The sequence below is a fragment of the Pseudomonas sp. 2VD genome (assembly GCF_005503585.1).
GTDB classification, from domain to species: domain Bacteria; phylum Pseudomonadota; class Gammaproteobacteria; order Pseudomonadales; family Pseudomonadaceae; genus Pseudomonas; species Pseudomonas aeruginosa.
On record NZ_SCND01000133.1, the window covers coordinates 1 to 14,417 of the forward strand.

The 14,417-nt window shown below is 67.0% G+C and carries 10 protein-coding genes and 1 pseudogene; 8 read left to right on the forward strand and 3 right to left on the reverse strand.

Annotation, left to right across the window (positions count from 1 at the left end; genetic code table 11):
- From cioA to FFS27_RS16050, 3 genes and pseudogenes are all read left to right on the forward strand, one after another.
- Nucleotides 1-771: pseudogene (cioA, locus tag FFS27_RS16040) on the forward strand (cyanide-insensitive cytochrome bd quinol oxidase subunit I); the annotation flags it as partial.
- A 3-nt stretch (nt 772-774) separates the two neighbouring features.
- Nucleotides 775-1,782 (forward strand): cyanide-insensitive cytochrome bd quinol oxidase subunit II, encoded by a 1,008-nt coding sequence (gene cioB, locus FFS27_RS16045; protein ID WP_003093053.1) that lies wholly within the window; start codon nt 775-777, stop codon nt 1,780-1,782.
- A gap of 13 nt (nt 1,783-1,795) precedes the next feature.
- On the forward strand, nt 1,796-1,966 hold the full coding sequence (locus tag FFS27_RS16050) for a DUF2474 domain-containing protein (RefSeq protein ID WP_003093052.1): 171 nt from the start codon (nt 1,796-1,798) through the stop codon (nt 1,964-1,966).
- Nucleotides 1,967-2,240: 274 nt separating this feature from the next.
- Here FFS27_RS16050 and FFS27_RS16055 read toward each other — a convergent pair whose 3' ends face one another.
- Nucleotides 2,241-3,029: an AraC family transcriptional regulator gene (locus FFS27_RS16055; protein ID WP_023100831.1), complete on the reverse strand. Its 789-nt coding sequence runs from the start codon at nt 3,027-3,029 to the stop codon at nt 2,241-2,243.
- Between the two features lie 101 nt (nt 3,030-3,130).
- Between FFS27_RS16055 and FFS27_RS16060 the strand changes: the two genes are divergently transcribed.
- Nucleotides 3,131-4,312, forward strand: coding sequence for an MFS transporter (locus FFS27_RS16060; RefSeq protein ID WP_003093049.1), 1,182 nt, complete (start codon nt 3,131-3,133; stop codon nt 4,310-4,312).
- Between the two features lie 56 nt (nt 4,313-4,368).
- Here the strand turns inward: FFS27_RS16060 and FFS27_RS16065 are convergent, their stop codons facing one another.
- Nucleotides 4,369-5,544 carry an acetyl-CoA C-acyltransferase gene (locus FFS27_RS16065; protein WP_019485578.1) on the reverse strand — a complete coding sequence of 392 codons (1,176 nt, stop codon included), beginning with the start codon at nt 5,542-5,544 and terminating at the stop codon, nt 4,369-4,371.
- 181 nt (nt 5,545-5,725) lie between these two features.
- Here FFS27_RS16065 and FFS27_RS16070 point away from each other — a divergent pair, with 181 nt between their 5' ends.
- The 4 genes from FFS27_RS16070 (at nt 5,726) to FFS27_RS16090 (ending at nt 14,026) form a co-directional block, all read left to right on the forward strand.
- Nucleotides 5,726-7,408, forward strand: coding sequence for a fatty acid--CoA ligase (locus FFS27_RS16070; RefSeq protein WP_003103012.1), 1,683 nt, complete (start codon nt 5,726-5,728; stop codon nt 7,406-7,408).
- 211 nt (nt 7,409-7,619) lie between these two features.
- A complete protein-coding gene (locus tag FFS27_RS16080) occupies nt 7,620-9,545 on the forward strand; it encodes a DUF1302 domain-containing protein (RefSeq protein ID WP_003093045.1) in 1,926 nt (641 codons plus the stop codon).
- A gap of 60 nt (nt 9,546-9,605) precedes the next feature.
- Nucleotides 9,606-10,973, forward strand: coding sequence for a DUF1329 domain-containing protein (locus FFS27_RS16085; RefSeq protein WP_003103009.1), 1,368 nt, complete (start codon nt 9,606-9,608; stop codon nt 10,971-10,973).
- A 332-nt stretch (nt 10,974-11,305) separates the two neighbouring features.
- Nucleotides 11,306-14,026, forward strand: coding sequence for a LuxR C-terminal-related transcriptional regulator (locus tag FFS27_RS16090; protein WP_009313401.1), 2,721 nt, complete (start codon nt 11,306-11,308; stop codon nt 14,024-14,026).
- Nucleotides 14,027-14,057: 31 nt separating this feature from the next.
- Here FFS27_RS16090 and FFS27_RS16095 read toward each other — a convergent pair.
- The coding region (locus tag FFS27_RS16095; RefSeq protein ID WP_121363510.1) for an HAD-IC family P-type ATPase at nt 14,058-14,417 on the reverse strand (360 nt) is incomplete at its 5' end.

Genomic DNA, 14,417 nt, shown 5'->3' on the forward strand with positions numbered 1-14,417 from the left:
GTACAGGCGCTGATCGGCGACGCCCATGGCCTCAACACCCTGGAGCACCAGCCGGCGAAGATCGCCGCGATGGAAGGCCACTGGGACAACAGCAGCGGCGAGCCGACCCCGCTGATCCTGTTCGGCTGGCCGGACATGCAGCGCGAGGAAACCCGCTTCAAGGTGGAGATCCCGGTGCTCGGCAGCCTGATCCTCAAGCACAGCCTGACCGAGCCGATCCCGGCGCTGAAGGACTTCCCGCCGGAAGACCGGCCGAACTCCACCGTGGTGTTCTGGTCGTTCCGGATCATGGCCGGCCTCGGCATGCTGATGATCCTGGTCGGCGTCTGGAGCCTGTGGCTGCGCTGGCGCGGCCAGGACAAGCTGTTCAACTCGAAGGCCTTCCTGCGCCTGACCCTGCTGATGGGACCGTCCGGCCTGATCGCGATCCTCGCCGGCTGGTTCACCACTGAGATGGGCCGCCAGCCCTGGGTGGTCTACGGACTGATGCGCACCGCCGACGCCTCCTCGGCGCAGAGCGTGACGCAGATGAGCCTGACCCTGCTGACCTTCGTGGTGGTGTACTTCTCGCTGTTCGGCGTCGGTATCGGCTACATGATGCGCCTGGTGCGCAAGGGCCCGGTCACCCATGAGGGACGCGAGACCAACCCGGGAGGCGCCGGGCAGAAGCGCACGCCGGCACGGCCGTTGTCGGCCGCCGGCGAAGGTTTCGACGAAGAGCACGACGGCCACGCGCAAGCGGCCGACCGCGACCAGGACAAGAGGAACTGAGACATGGGTATCGATCTTCCCCTCATCTGGGCGGTCATCATCATCTTCGGCATCATGATGTACGTGGTGATGGACGGCTTCGACCTGGGCATCGGCATGCTCTATCCGTTCTTCAAGGACAGCGGCGACCGCGATGTGATGATGAACACCGTGGCGCCAGTCTGGGACGGCAACGAGACCTGGCTGGTGCTGGGCGGCGCGGCGCTGTTCGGGGCCTTCCCGCTGGCCTACGCGGTGGTCCTGTCGGCGCTCTACCTGCCGTTGATCTTCATGCTCGTCGGGCTGATCTTCCGCGGCGTCGCCTTCGAGTTCCGCTTCAAGGCCAAGCCGGCCAAGCAGCACATCTGGGACAAGGCGTTCATCGGCGGTTCGCTGGTGGCGACCTTCTTCCAGGGCGTGGCGCTGGGCGCCTTCATCGAAGGCATCCCGGTGGAGAACCGCAGCTTCGCCGGCGGTTCGCTGGACTGGATCGCGCCGTTCCCGCTGTTCTGCGGCCTGGCCCTGATCGTCGCCTACACCCTGCTTGGCTGCACCTGGCTGATCATGAAGACCGAAGGCCGCCTGCAGGAGCGCATGCACGACCTGGCGCGCCCGCTGGCGCTGGTGCTGCTGGCGATCATCGGGGTGGTCAGCCTGTGGACGCCGCTGGCCCATGCCGAGATCGCCGCACGCTGGTTCAGCCTGCCGAACCTGTTCTGGTTCCTGCCGGTGCCGATCCTGGTCCTGGTGACCTTCTATGCGCTGCTGCGCTCGGTGGCCAACAACGACCACGTGAAGCCGTTCGTGCTCACCCTGGTGTTGATCTTCCTCGGCTACAGCGGCCTGGGGATCAGCCTGTGGCCGAACATCATCCCGCCGGCGGTGAGCATCTGGGAGGCCTCGGCGCCGCCGCAGAGCCAGGGCTTCATGCTGGTCGGCGCGCTGTTCATCATTCCCTTCATCCTCGGCTACACCGCCTGGAGCTACTACGTGTTCCGCGGCAAGGTGAAGCACGGCGATGGCTATCACTGAGGAGGCGCCGCATATGGTCCGTACGCCGAGTCATCCCGAACGAGATAGCGCGGCCAAGCCACCGCTCTGGCGACGCCTGGCCTGGCTGGCGGGCATCTGGACCGCCAGCGTGCTGGCCCTGGGCGTCGCCGCCTGGCTGATGCGCCTGTTCATGAGCGCGGCGGGGCTGGGCGTCCCGCACTGATCGACGATCCCATCCGGGCGCTCCGGCGCCCTTTTCCGAGAGCCCTCCGCTGGAGGGCTTCTTTTTGTCCGCCGATCCGCCAGTGCTCGGTGTTGCGCCGTAGGGCGTCAATCCTCGCGTTCCCGCCTTGCACCATGGCGGATAACCGCGCTGCGGTTATGCGCCCTACGGGAGCCTTGGCGGCGGATGCGCCCTAGCGGCGCCTTGGTAGGGCGGATAACGACGCAGGCGTTATCCGCCGAATTGCCATGGCTTGGCGTTGCGCCGTGGGGCATCAGTCCTCGCGGCCCCTGACCCGTGCCAGTTGCTCCAGTCGCCCCAGGTAGTCGCGCGGGGTTTCGCCGAGCAGGCGGCGGAACATGCTGCTGAAGGCCCGCGTACTGCCGTAGCCGAGGTCGCGGGCGACCACCTGCACGCTGTCGCCGGCCAGCAGGCGCGGCAGGGCTTCGGTCAGGCGCAGTTGCTGGCGCCACTCATGGAAGCTCATCTGCAATTCCTGGGCGAACAGCCGCGCCAGGGTGCGTGAGCTGGCGCCGACCCGCAGGCCCCAGTCATCGAGGGTCAGCCCCAGTTCCGGCTGTTTCAGCAATGCCTGGCAGATCGCCTGCAAGCGGCGGTCGCGGGGCATCGGCAGGTACAGCGGCATCCGTTCGAGGTTGGCGATCTCGCTGAGGATCAGCCCTTGCAGGCGCTGGCGGAAGTCGTCCAGGCGCGGCTGGCTCTCGAGGTGGATGGCGCGCAGGATCATTTCCCGCAGCAGCGGCGTCACCGCCAGTACGCAACAGTCGCTTAGCGGTGTCGGCGTTTCGGGTTGCTCGATGAACAGGGTGCGCATGTGCACCTCGCCGGACATGAATATCTCGTGCTCCACCCGGGCCGGAATCCATACCGCGCGGGTCGGCGGGATCACCCAGGCGCCGTGGTGGGTGGCCAGGCGCATCAGGCCGCGAGCGGCGTAGAGGAACTGCGCCTGCGGGTGGAAATGCCGCCCCAGGTGATGGCCGTCGGGGAAGTCGAGGGAGATGGCGGCCAGCAGGCCGTCCGGGCGGTGCTCGATCAGCATGTCCGTTTCGATGACCTCGCTGTCCTGTCTGCGCTTTTCGGTCAACCTATCATGCCCGGGTCATGACGCCCATTCCTCACCGACCATTCAGACCGCACGCCATGAACCGACCTCGAACCGTTATCCGCTTCATCAACGCCGCGCATGTCATCGACCACATGTTCATGCTGATCTTCCCCGCCGCCGTGCTCGGCATGGCCGGCAGCTTCGACCTCGACTACGCCGGTCTGATCGGCCTGTCGCTGGGCGGTTTCATCGCCTTCGGCGCCTGTTCGCTGCCGGCCGGCTGGCTGGGCGATACCTGGAGCCGGCGGCGGATGATGCTGCTCTTCTTCTTCGGCATCGGCGCCGCCGCGCTGCTCACCGGGCTGGCCGGCAGCGTACCGATGCTGGTGACCGGGCTGACCCTGATCGGGGTGTTCGCCGCGATCTACCACCCGGTCGGCACCGCGATGCTGGTGGCACACGCGGAGAACCGCGGCCGCGAGATCGGCATCAACGGCATGTGGGGTAACCTCGGGGTCGCCTTCGCCGCGCTGCTTACCGGCTTTCTCACCGCGCACTTCGGCTGGCGCGCGGCGTTCATCCTGCCCGGCGGGGTGGCCATCCTGCTCGGCATCGGCTTTTTCTTCTGCGTGCGCGAGGAGCCATCGCCGCACCTGTCGGCCAAGGCCGCGGCGCGTGGCGAGGACAGCGAGGGTCTGTCGATGCGCCGGGTGTTCGGCGTGCTGGCGCTGGTCACCGCCACCGGCGGGGTGGTGTTCAACGCCAGCACCGTGACCTACCCGAAGCTGTTCCAGGAGCGCCTGAGCGACTTGCTGGCGTCGCCGCAGACCCTTGGCGTGGTGGTCAGCCTGGCCTATGCCTTCGGCGCGGTGGCGCAACTGATCATGGGCCGCCTGATCGATCGCCTGAACCTGAAGTTGCCGTTCGTCTTCCTCACCTTCTGCCAGGTGCCGCTGCTGCTGGCCCTGGCCTACGGCCACGGCAGCGCGGTGGTACTGTTCGGCGCGCTGTTCATGTTCGCGGTGTTCGGCCAGGTGACGGTGAACGACGCGATGGTCGCCCACTTCGTCGCGCCGCAGTGGCAGGCGCGGGTCTTCGCCCTGCGCTATTTCCTGTCGTTCGGTGCCAGCGCGGCGGCGATCCCGATGATCGCCTACCTGGAGCCACGGCAGGGGCTGCTGGGGTTGTACCTGGTACTGGCGGGCTTCGCCGCGCTGACCTTCGCCGCGGCGCTGGTGTTTCCGCGTCCGGCGCGCAGCGCCGCGGTGGGCACCTGAGGAAGAGGGCGCCCGGACAGTGCGAGCCGGCCGGGCGCCGATGGCTCAACGCCGTATCAGAGCAGTTCGACCGCCACGGCGGTGGCTTCGCCGCCGCCGATGCACAGCGAGGCGACGCCGCGCTTGCCGCCTTTCTGGCGCAGGGCGTTGATCAGGGTGAGGATGATCCGCGAGCCGGTGGAGCCGACCGGATGGCCCTGGGCGCAGGCGCCGCCATAGACATTGACCTTGGCATGATCGAGGCCGTGTTCGCGCATGGCGAGCATGGTGACCATGGCGAAGGCTTCGTTGATCTCGAACAGGTCGACGTCGTCCTTGCTCCAGCCGGTCCTGGCGAACAGGTTGGTCATCGCGCCGATCGGCGCCAGGGTGAACTCGCTCGGGTCCTGGCTCTGGGTGGCATGGCCGACGATTCGCGCCAGCGGCTTCAGGCCACGGCGCTGGGCTTCCTCGGCGGTCATCAGGACCAGCGCGGAGGCGCCGTCGGAGATCGAGCTGGCATTGGCGGCGGTGATGGTGCCGTCCTTGCGGAACGCCGGCTTGAGGCTGGGGATCTTCTCCAGGTTGGCGGTCAGCGGTTGCTCGTCGTCCTTCACCACGCTCTCGCCCTTGCGGCTGGTGACGGTGACCGGGACGATTTCCGCCGCCAGCGAGCCATCGGCGATGGCGGCCTGGGCGCGCTTGAGCGATTCGATGGCATAGGCGTCCATCTCCTCGCGGGTCACGCCGTACTTGTCGGCGGTCTCCTGGGCGAACGAACCCATCAAACGGCCGGTACGGGCGTCCTCCAGGCCGTCGAGGAACATGTGGTCCTTGATCTCGCCGTGGCCCATGCGCAGGCCGCTGCGGGCTTTCTCCAGGACATAGGGCGCGTTGGACATGCTTTCCATGCCACCGGCGACCATCACCTGGTTGGTGCCAGCCTTGAGCAGGTCGTGGGCCAGCATCACCGCCTTCATCCCCGAGCCGCACAGCTTGTTGATGGTGGTGCAGCCGGTGGCGGCGGGCAGGCCGGCCGCCAGCGCGGCCTGGCGGGCCGGGCCCTGCTTCAGGCCGGCGGGCAGGACGCAACCCATGATCACTTCCTGTACGTCCTCGGCGGCGATGCCGGCGCGCTGCACCGCTTCGCGGATCACGACGGCACCCAGGTCGACCGCGGAAACGCCGGCCAGGCTGCCCTGGAAGCCGCCCATGGGAGTACGGGCGCCGGCGACGATGACGATATCGGACATGGAACGTTACCTCTTGTTCTGGATAGGGTCTGAACGATTCAGTGGGCGGATTCTATCTTGTGACCGGGAGGCTCCGAAAGGTCACGGGGCAAATCACTCTTTTGACTGATGAACAAAGCCCGCCGACGGCTCTAGAGTCGGCCTCATCCTGACAACGAACCCGCTCCCAGGTGTACGCCCCATGCTGAAGACCCGTCTCATCCCGGCCGCCGCCGGCGCTTATCAGTATCCGTTGCTGATCAAGAGCCTGATGCTTTCCGGCCGTCGTTACGAAAAGAGTCATGAAATCGTCTACCGCGACCAGGTGCGCTACAGCTACGCCACCTTCAACGAGCGCGTCGCGCGCCTGGCCAACGTACTCAGCGAGGCCGGGGTGAAGGCCGGCGACACGGTGGCGGTGATGGACTGGGACAGCCATCGCTACCTGGAATGCATGTTCGCCATCCCGATGATCGGGGCGGTGCTGCATACCATCAATATCCGCCTCTCCCCGGAGCAGATCCTCTACACCATGAACCACGCCGAGGATCGCTTCGTGCTGGTGAACAGCGAGTTCGTCCCGCTCTACCAGGCGGTGGCGGGGCAGCTGGCCACGGTGGAGCGGACCATCCTGCTCACCGACGGCGCGGAGAAGAGCGCGGAACTGCCCGGCCTGGTCGGCGAATACGAGTCGCTGCTGGCCGCGGCCAGCCCGCGCTACGACTTCCCCGATTTCGACGAGAACTCCATCGCCACCACCTTCTACACCACCGGCACCACCGGCAATCCGAAAGGTGTGTATTTCAGCCACCGGCAACTGGTCCTGCACACCCTGGCGATGGCTTCGACCATCGGCAGCCTGGACAGCATCCGCCTGCTCGGTACCAGCGACGTGTACATGCCGATCACCCCGATGTTCCATGTCCACGCCTGGGGCACTCCGTACGTGGCGACCATGCTCGGGGTCAAGCAGGTCTATCCCGGGCGTTACGATCCGGAACTGCTGGTCGAACTGTGGAAGCGCGAGAAGGTCACCTTCTCCCACTGCGTGCCGACCATCCTGCAGATGGTGATGAACGCCAGGGCTGCCCAGGGCGTGGACTTCAAGGGCTGGAAGGTGATCATCGGCGGGAGCGCGCTGAACCGCTCGCTCTACGAGGCGGCCAAGGCGCGCGGCATCCAACTGACCGCCGCCTACGGCATGTCGGAGACCTGTCCGCTGATTTCCTGCGCCTACCTCAACGACGAACTGCTGGCCGGAAGCGAGGACGAGCGCACCACCTACCGGATCAAGGCCGGCGTGCCGGTGCCGCTGGTGGATGCGGCGATCATGGACGAACAGGGCCGCTTCCTCCCGGCCGACGGCGAGTCCCAGGGCGAGCTGGTGTTGCGCTCGCCATGGCTGACCCAGGGGTATTTCCGCGAACCCGAGCGCGGCGAGGAGTTGTGGCGCGGCGGCTGGATGCACACCGGCGACGTGGCGACCCTGGACGGCATGGGCTTCATCGAGATCCGCGACCGCATCAAGGACGTGATCAAGACCGGCGGCGAGTGGCTGTCCTCCCTGGAGCTGGAAGACCTGATCAGCCGCCATCCGGCGGTACGCGAAGTGGCGGTGGTCGGGGTGCCCGATCCGCAATGGGGCGAGCGCCCGTTCGCCCTGCTGGTGGTGCGCGAGGGCCAGCAACTGGACGCCCGTGGCCTGAAGGAGCACCTCAAGCCTTTCGTCGAGCAGGGCAACATCAACAAGTGGGCGATCCCCTCGCAGATCGCGGTTGTTACCGATATTCCCAAGACCAGCGTCGGCAAGCTGGACAAGAAGCGCATCCGTATCGAGATCGCCCAGTGGCAGGAAGCCGGCAGCGCCTTCCTGTCGACCGTCTGACGGGGCTTTCCTACACCGCTGAAACGCCCGGAGGCCAAGCAAACGCTTGGTCTCCGCGTTTTCGCGACCGCCCGGTCATTCTCCATCCGCCGCAAAGGCGCGAGCCAGAGTGGTTGCGCCGCGCAAATCACACTTTCGAGGGATCAAGCGGCAGGCAGCGCTAGCTATAGTCCACGCACTCATAACAAAAAACACACATGGAGTAGCGTCGATGACAACCCGTAATCCGTTCTCGCGTCGGGCCCGGTTGCCGTTGGCCGTCAGCCTGGCTTCCTCGCTGGCGGCTCCGGCCTTTGGGGTGACCTTCAACATCGGGGAAATCGAAGGTTCCTTCGACTCGGCGTTGTCGGTCGGGGCCAGTTGGTCGACCGCCAAGCCGAACAAGAACCTGATCGGTGTGAACAACGGCGGCAAGGGACTTTCCCAGACCTCCGACGACAGCCACTTGAACTTCAAGCGTGGGGAAACGTTCTCGAAGGTCTTCAAGGGCATCCATGACCTCGAACTGAAGTACGGCGATACCGGTGTGTTCCTGCGCGGCAAGTACTGGTACGACTTCGAACTGAAGGACGAGCACCGCGAGTTCAAGGACATCGACGACAGCGGCCGCAAGACCCTGGCCAAGTCCTCCGGCGCCGAACTGCTCGACGCCTTCATCTACCACAACTATGCCATCGGTGACCTGCCGGGCAGCGTGCGCCTGGGCAAGCAGGTGGTGAACTGGGGCGAGAGCACCTTCATCCAGAACGGCATCAGCGCCATCAACCCGATCGACGTCACCGCCTTCCGCCGGCCCGGCTCGGAGATCAAGGAAGGCCTGATCCCGGTGAACATGTTCTACCTGTCGCAGAACCTCACCGACAACCTGTCCGCCGAAGGCTTCTACCAGATCGAGTGGGACCAGACGGTGGTCGATAACTGCGGCACCTTCTTCTCCCAGCCGGACGTGGTGGCCGATGGCTGCGACCAGAACCTGGCGGTGCTGACCAACAACAAGGCGTCCATCAACCTGCTCAACAACGTGCTCGCCGGGGCTGGCCTGAGCGTTACCCCGTCGCCCTGGGACGAGGGCATCCTGGTCCGCCGCGGGCCGGACCGCGACGCTCGCGACAGCGGCCAGTACGGCTTCGCCCTGCGCTACTTCGCCGACGAACTGAACACCGAGTTCGGCGCCTACTACATGAACTACCACAGCCGTCTGCCGATCTTCAGCGGCCAGGGCGCCTCGGCCAGCACCATGGCGGCGATCAACGACCTCGCCACCCGCCTCGCCGCGATCAACCCGGCACTGGCCGCCCAGGCCGCGGCGGCGGCCACCGCCGGCAACTCCAGCTACTTCATCGAGTACCCGGAAGATATCCGCATGTTCGGCCTGAGCTTCTCCACCACGTTGCCCAACGGCACCGCGTGGAGCGGCGAAGTCAGCTACCGGCCCAACGCGCCGGTGCAGCTGAACACCACCGACATCCTCTTCGCCGGCCTCGACCCGGTGAGCATCGGCGGCAACCGCCCCTACGACAACGCCTCGGTGCTGAACGGCCAGGCCGGGCAGGACCTGCACGGCTATCGGCGCAAGGAGATCACCCAACTGCAGACCACCCTGACGCACTTCTTCGACCAGGTGATGGGCGCCGAGCGCCTGACCCTGGTGGGCGAGATCGGCTGGACCCACGTCGGCGGCCTGGAAAGCACCTCCAAGGCACGCTACGGGCGTGACCCGGTCTTCGGACCGGGGCCGCTGCCGGGGACCATCTCCGGCCTGGCCAGCTGCCAGGCGCTGAACGTCAGCACGCTGGGCACCGCCGAAGCGAACAACGTCAGCCGCTACTGCGAGAACGATGGCTATACCACCTCGGACGCCTGGGGTTATCGCGCCCGTGCGATCTGGGACTACAACGACGTGTTCATGGGCGTGAACCTCAAGCCCAGCGTGGCCTGGTCGCACGACGTCGATGGCTATTCGCCCGGCCCCGGCGCCAACTTCGAGGAAGGCCGCAAGGCGGTCAGCCTGGGGGTGGACGCGGAGTACCAGAACACCTACACCGCGAGCCTCTCCTACACCAACTTCTTCGACGGCAAGTACACCACCGTGGACGATCGCGACTTCGTCGCGCTCAGCTTCGGCATGAACTTCTGATGTACGCCGGCCCGGTGCGAACCGGGCCGGCGAGCAGGACTTAACGAGGACGACGAGCGAATGAAAACAACGAAGATTCTTCTGCATACCGGTGTACTGGCCCTGAGCCTGCTGGCCACCCAGGTGATGGCGGCGGTATCCGCCGACGAGGCGGCCAAGCTCGGCACCAGCCTGACTCCGTTGGGGGCGGAGAAGGCCGGCAACGCCGACGGCAGCATCCCCGCCTGGGACGGTGGCCTGGCGACCAACGCCGGCAGCGTCGACAGCCGTGGCTTCCTCGCCAACCCCTATGCCAGCGAGCAACCGCTGTTCACCATCACCGCGCAGAACGTCGACCAGTACAAGGACAAGCTGACTCCCGGCCAACTGGCCATGTTCAAGCGCTACCCGGATACCTACAAGATCCCGGTATACAAGACCCACCGCAGCGCCACCGTCCCGGCGGCGGTGCAGGAGGCGGCCAAGCGCAACGCCACCACCACCAAGCTGGTGGAAGGCGGCAACGGCCTGGAGAACTTCGATACCGCCAACCCGTTCCCGATCCCGCAGAACGGCCTGGAGGTGATCTGGAACCACATCACCCGCTACCGCGGCGGCAGCGTCCGGCGCCTGGTGACCCAGGCCACTCCGCAGGTCAACGGCTCCTACCAGCTGGTCTACTTCCAGGATGCCTTCACCTTCCGTACCAACCTGAAGGACTACAACCCGAACAAGCCGAGCAACGTGCTGTTCTACTTCAAGCAGCGGGTCACCGCGCCCTCGCGCCTGGCCGGTAACGTGCTGCTGGTCCACGAGACCCTCAACCAGGTCAAGGAGCCGCGCCTGGCGTGGCTCTACAACGCCGGCCAGCGCCGCGTGCGGCGGGCTCCGCAGGTGTCCTACGACGGTCCCGGCACCGCGGCCGACGGCCTGCGCACCTCGGACAACTTCGACATGTACAACGGTGCGCCGGACCGCTACGACTGGAAGCTGGAAGGCAAGAAGGAAATCTACATTCCCTACAACAGCTACAAGCTCGACGATCCGAAGATCAAGTACAGCGAAATCGTCAAGGCCGGCCACATCAACCAGGACCTGACCCGCTACGAGCTGCACCGCGTCTGGCATGTGGTCGCGACCCTGAAGCCGGGCGAGCGGCACATCTACGCCAAGCGTGACTTCTACATCGACGAGGACACCTGGCAGGCCGCCGAGATCGACCATTACGACGGTCGCGGCACCCTGTGGCGCGTGGCCGAGGCGCATGCCGAGCAGTACTACGACAAGCAGGTGCCCTGGTACGCGGTGGAAACCCTCTACGACCTGCTCTCCGGCCGCTACCTGGCGCTGGGCATGAAGAACGAGGAGAAACAGGCCTACGACTTCAACTACAGCGCTTCGGAAAGCGACTACACCCCGGCGGCGCTGCGCCAGGAAGGGGTACGCTGAGAAACGGCGTTCCTAGCCACGAAGAAACCGGCCTTGTGCCGGTTTCTTCGTTTTCGCGGGCGGCGTGCCGCTCCGGCCGTCAATTCATTACAAAGTGTTTTCCCGCCTCGCCCGCGGATTCCGTCGTCGCCATCCTCCCGGCGGGCACCTGTGTGGCCGGGAAACGTTTGCCGCGCCTGGACCGCGCCGGGAAACCGGTCTTTCCTTGGTTATCGAGCTGAAGCGCCGGTGCGCTATTTCGTCCGAGCCGATGGATAGTGCTTCAAATAGCCATCACTTGTGGTTAGTCTCCGGAGCGTTCACGCCCCATACATAAACCAAGAAACCGGGTGATGACTGACTTCTCGCGTACCTTCTCGGGCACTCCATCCGCCGTCCTGCCGACGGCCAACCGCTTTTTCCGCCCCCCGCTGCCGTCGGCCCATGTGGCGCGCCCGCGTCTTTGCCGTCGACTACGCGACGGACTGGACGGTCGCCTGCTGCTGATCGCTGCGCCCGCCGGATTCGGCAAGAGTTCCCTGGCCATCGAGTTCTGCGAAAGCCTCGACCCGCGCTGGCAGAGCCTCTGGCTGGGACTGAGCAGCCGCGAGAGCGATCCCGGACGTTTCCTCGAACGCCTGCTCGATGGCTTGCGACAGTACCACCCGACCCTGGGCGAAGAGGCCCTCGGCCTGCTGAAGATGCGCCAGCGCCACCAGCCGTTCGCCTTCGAGACCTGGCTCGACGACCTGCTCGACGAACTCGGCCCCTGCCTGGACCCGCAGCGTCCCCTGCTGCTGGTGCTGGACGACTACCACCTGGCCCAGGGCGCGGTGCTCGACCGCTGCCTGCAATTCCTCCTCAACCACCTGCCCGAGGGCCTGGTGCTGCTGGTCACCAGCCGGCAGCGGCCGGACTGGCACCTGGCGCGCCTGCGCCTGTCGCGGCAATTGCTCGAACTCAGCGAACAGGACCTGCGCCTGACCGCCGAGGAGAGCGGGGCGCTGATGGCCGCCAGCGGCCTCGAACTCGACGAGGACGCGCTGGACGCGCTGCTCGAGCGCAGCGAAGGCTGGGTCGCCGGGCTGCGCCTCTGGCTGCTGGCGCGCGGCGATCCAGAGGAGCAGGTCAGCCCCGGGGTACACGGCGCCGACGAGCTGATCCGCGACTACCTGCTGGAGGAGGTGATCGAGCGGCAGCCGCCCGAGGTCCAGGCGTTCCTCGCCCAGACCGCGCGCTTCGAGCGCTTCTGCGCCGAACTCTGCGATACCGTGCGCGAGGCCGGCGACAGCGCGGCGATCCTCGACCACCTGCAGCAGCACCAGGTCTTCCTCGTGCCGCTGGACGAAAACGGCCAGTGGTTCCGCTACCACCACCTGTTCTCCGACCTGCTGCTGGCGCGTCCCTTGCCCGACTTCGGTCCGTCCGCCGGCTCCCTGCACCTGCGCGCCTGCGGCTGGTTCAGCCGCCATGGCCTGCTCGACCAGGCGGTGGAACAGGCGCTGCGCGCCGGCCAGCCGGACGTGGCGGCGAGCCTGGTGCAGAACCTGTCGGAAGAGCAACTGCTGGCGGAGCAGAACATCGCCACCCTGCTGCGCTGGAAGATGGACCTGCCGGACAGCCTCCTGGCGAGCACGCCGCGCCTGATCCTGCTGTACGGCTGGGCGCTGGCGCTGGCCTGCCAGCTGGATGCCGCGGAAGAGCTGGCCGGCCAACTGGCGCGTTTCCTGCCGGCGCCGGACGAGTCCGCGCAACGCGACCTGCTGGCCCAGTGGCAGGCCCTGAGCGGGGTGATCGCGCGCGGCCGCGGCGACATCGACAAGGCCGAGGCGCACTGCCGCGAGGCCTTGCAGGACCTCGCCGGGGAGCGCTACGGCACCCGCCTGCAATGCCTGTCGACGCTGAGCAACCTGGCGGTGACCCGTGGCGACTTCTGGCAGGCGCGCAACTACAACCGCGACGCCCTGGAGTTCGCCCAGCGCTACGGCAACCCGCTGTTCGAGGCACTGGTCCATTACGACCGCGCCCGCGTCCTCCAGGCGCGCGGCGAGGTGGCGCGCGCCGAGGAGGAGGTGCGCCAGGGCCTGGAACGCCTCCAGCACCTGCCGGCGCAACGCCGCTACGCGGTGCGCGGGCGGCTCCTGCTGTACCGCGGCTACCTGCGCAGCCTGGCGCTGCAGCCGGACGAAGCGCGCAAATGGATCAAGCAGGGAATCGAGGAAACCCGCAGCTGCCGGGATGTCAGCCTGGTGATCGGCTATTGCGTCCTGGCCAGCCTGGAAGGGCGCCTGGGCAACTACGCGGCGGCGTTCGCCCGGCTTGGCGACGTCGAGCGGCTGATGCATGCCTGGGATATCCCGCCGATCTACTACCTGGCGGCGATCACCCTGATCAAGTGCGAACTCTGGCTGGCCCAGGGCCAGACCGAACTGGCCGGCGTCTGGCTACAGCGCCTGGGCGGCACCTACGGCGGGCAGGCGGCCACGCCGCCGGAATGCAGTCCGCTGCTGCCGCTGCATGTGGAGTTGCTCCAGGCCGGCCTGGAGCGCCGCGAAGGACGCCCGGAGGAGGCCGCCCGGCGCCTGGATCGGCTGGCCCGCTCGACGCGGGAGAACGGCGCATTGCTGCCGGCTCGCCTGGCCCTCGGCCAACTGGCCGCGCTGCACCTGGAGCAGGGCCGCGAGCGCGAGGCGCTGGCGACCCTGCAACAAGCCATGGAGGGCGCAGTCGGCGGAGCCTTGCTGCCGCTCCACGAATTGCTCGTGCAGCAGCCGGAATGGTTGCGCGAACAGTTGCAGCGCTTCCCTGCCTGTCCCGGCGCCCAGCGCATGCGCGCGCTGTTGCCGGAGCCGCCCGCCGAGCCCGCGGGCAGTGCGGGCGAGGTGCTCAGCGGGCGCGAACTGGCGGTGCTGGAGCTGATCGCCCAGGGGTTGTCCAACCAGGAGATCAGCGAGCGGCTGTTCATCTCGCTGCATACGGTGAAGAGCCACGCCCGCCATATCAACGACAAGCTCGGCGTCGAGCGCCGCACCCAGGCGGTGGCGCGGGCCAAGCACATGGGGTTGTTGCGCTAGGCGCGCCACCCCATGTGCCTGGCGTGCTGGCTCAGGGCTTCCAGCGTCGCAGGAGCAGGGCGTTGCCGACCACGCTGACGCTGGAGAAGGCCATCGCCGCGCCCGCCACCATCGGGTTGAGCAGGCCGAAGGCCGCCAGCGGGATGCCGATCACGTTGTAGATGAAGGCCCAGAACAGGTTCTGGCGGATCTTCGCGTAGGTCCGCCGCGAGATGTCCAGCGCCGCCGGCACCAGGCGCGGGTCGCCGCGCATCAGGGTAATGCCGGCGGCGTGCATGGCCACGTCGGTGCCGCCACCCATGGCGATGCCGACGTCTGCGGCGGCCAGCGCCGGGGCGTCGTTGATGCCGTCGCCGACCATCGCCACCACCCGGCCCCGGCCTTTCAGCTC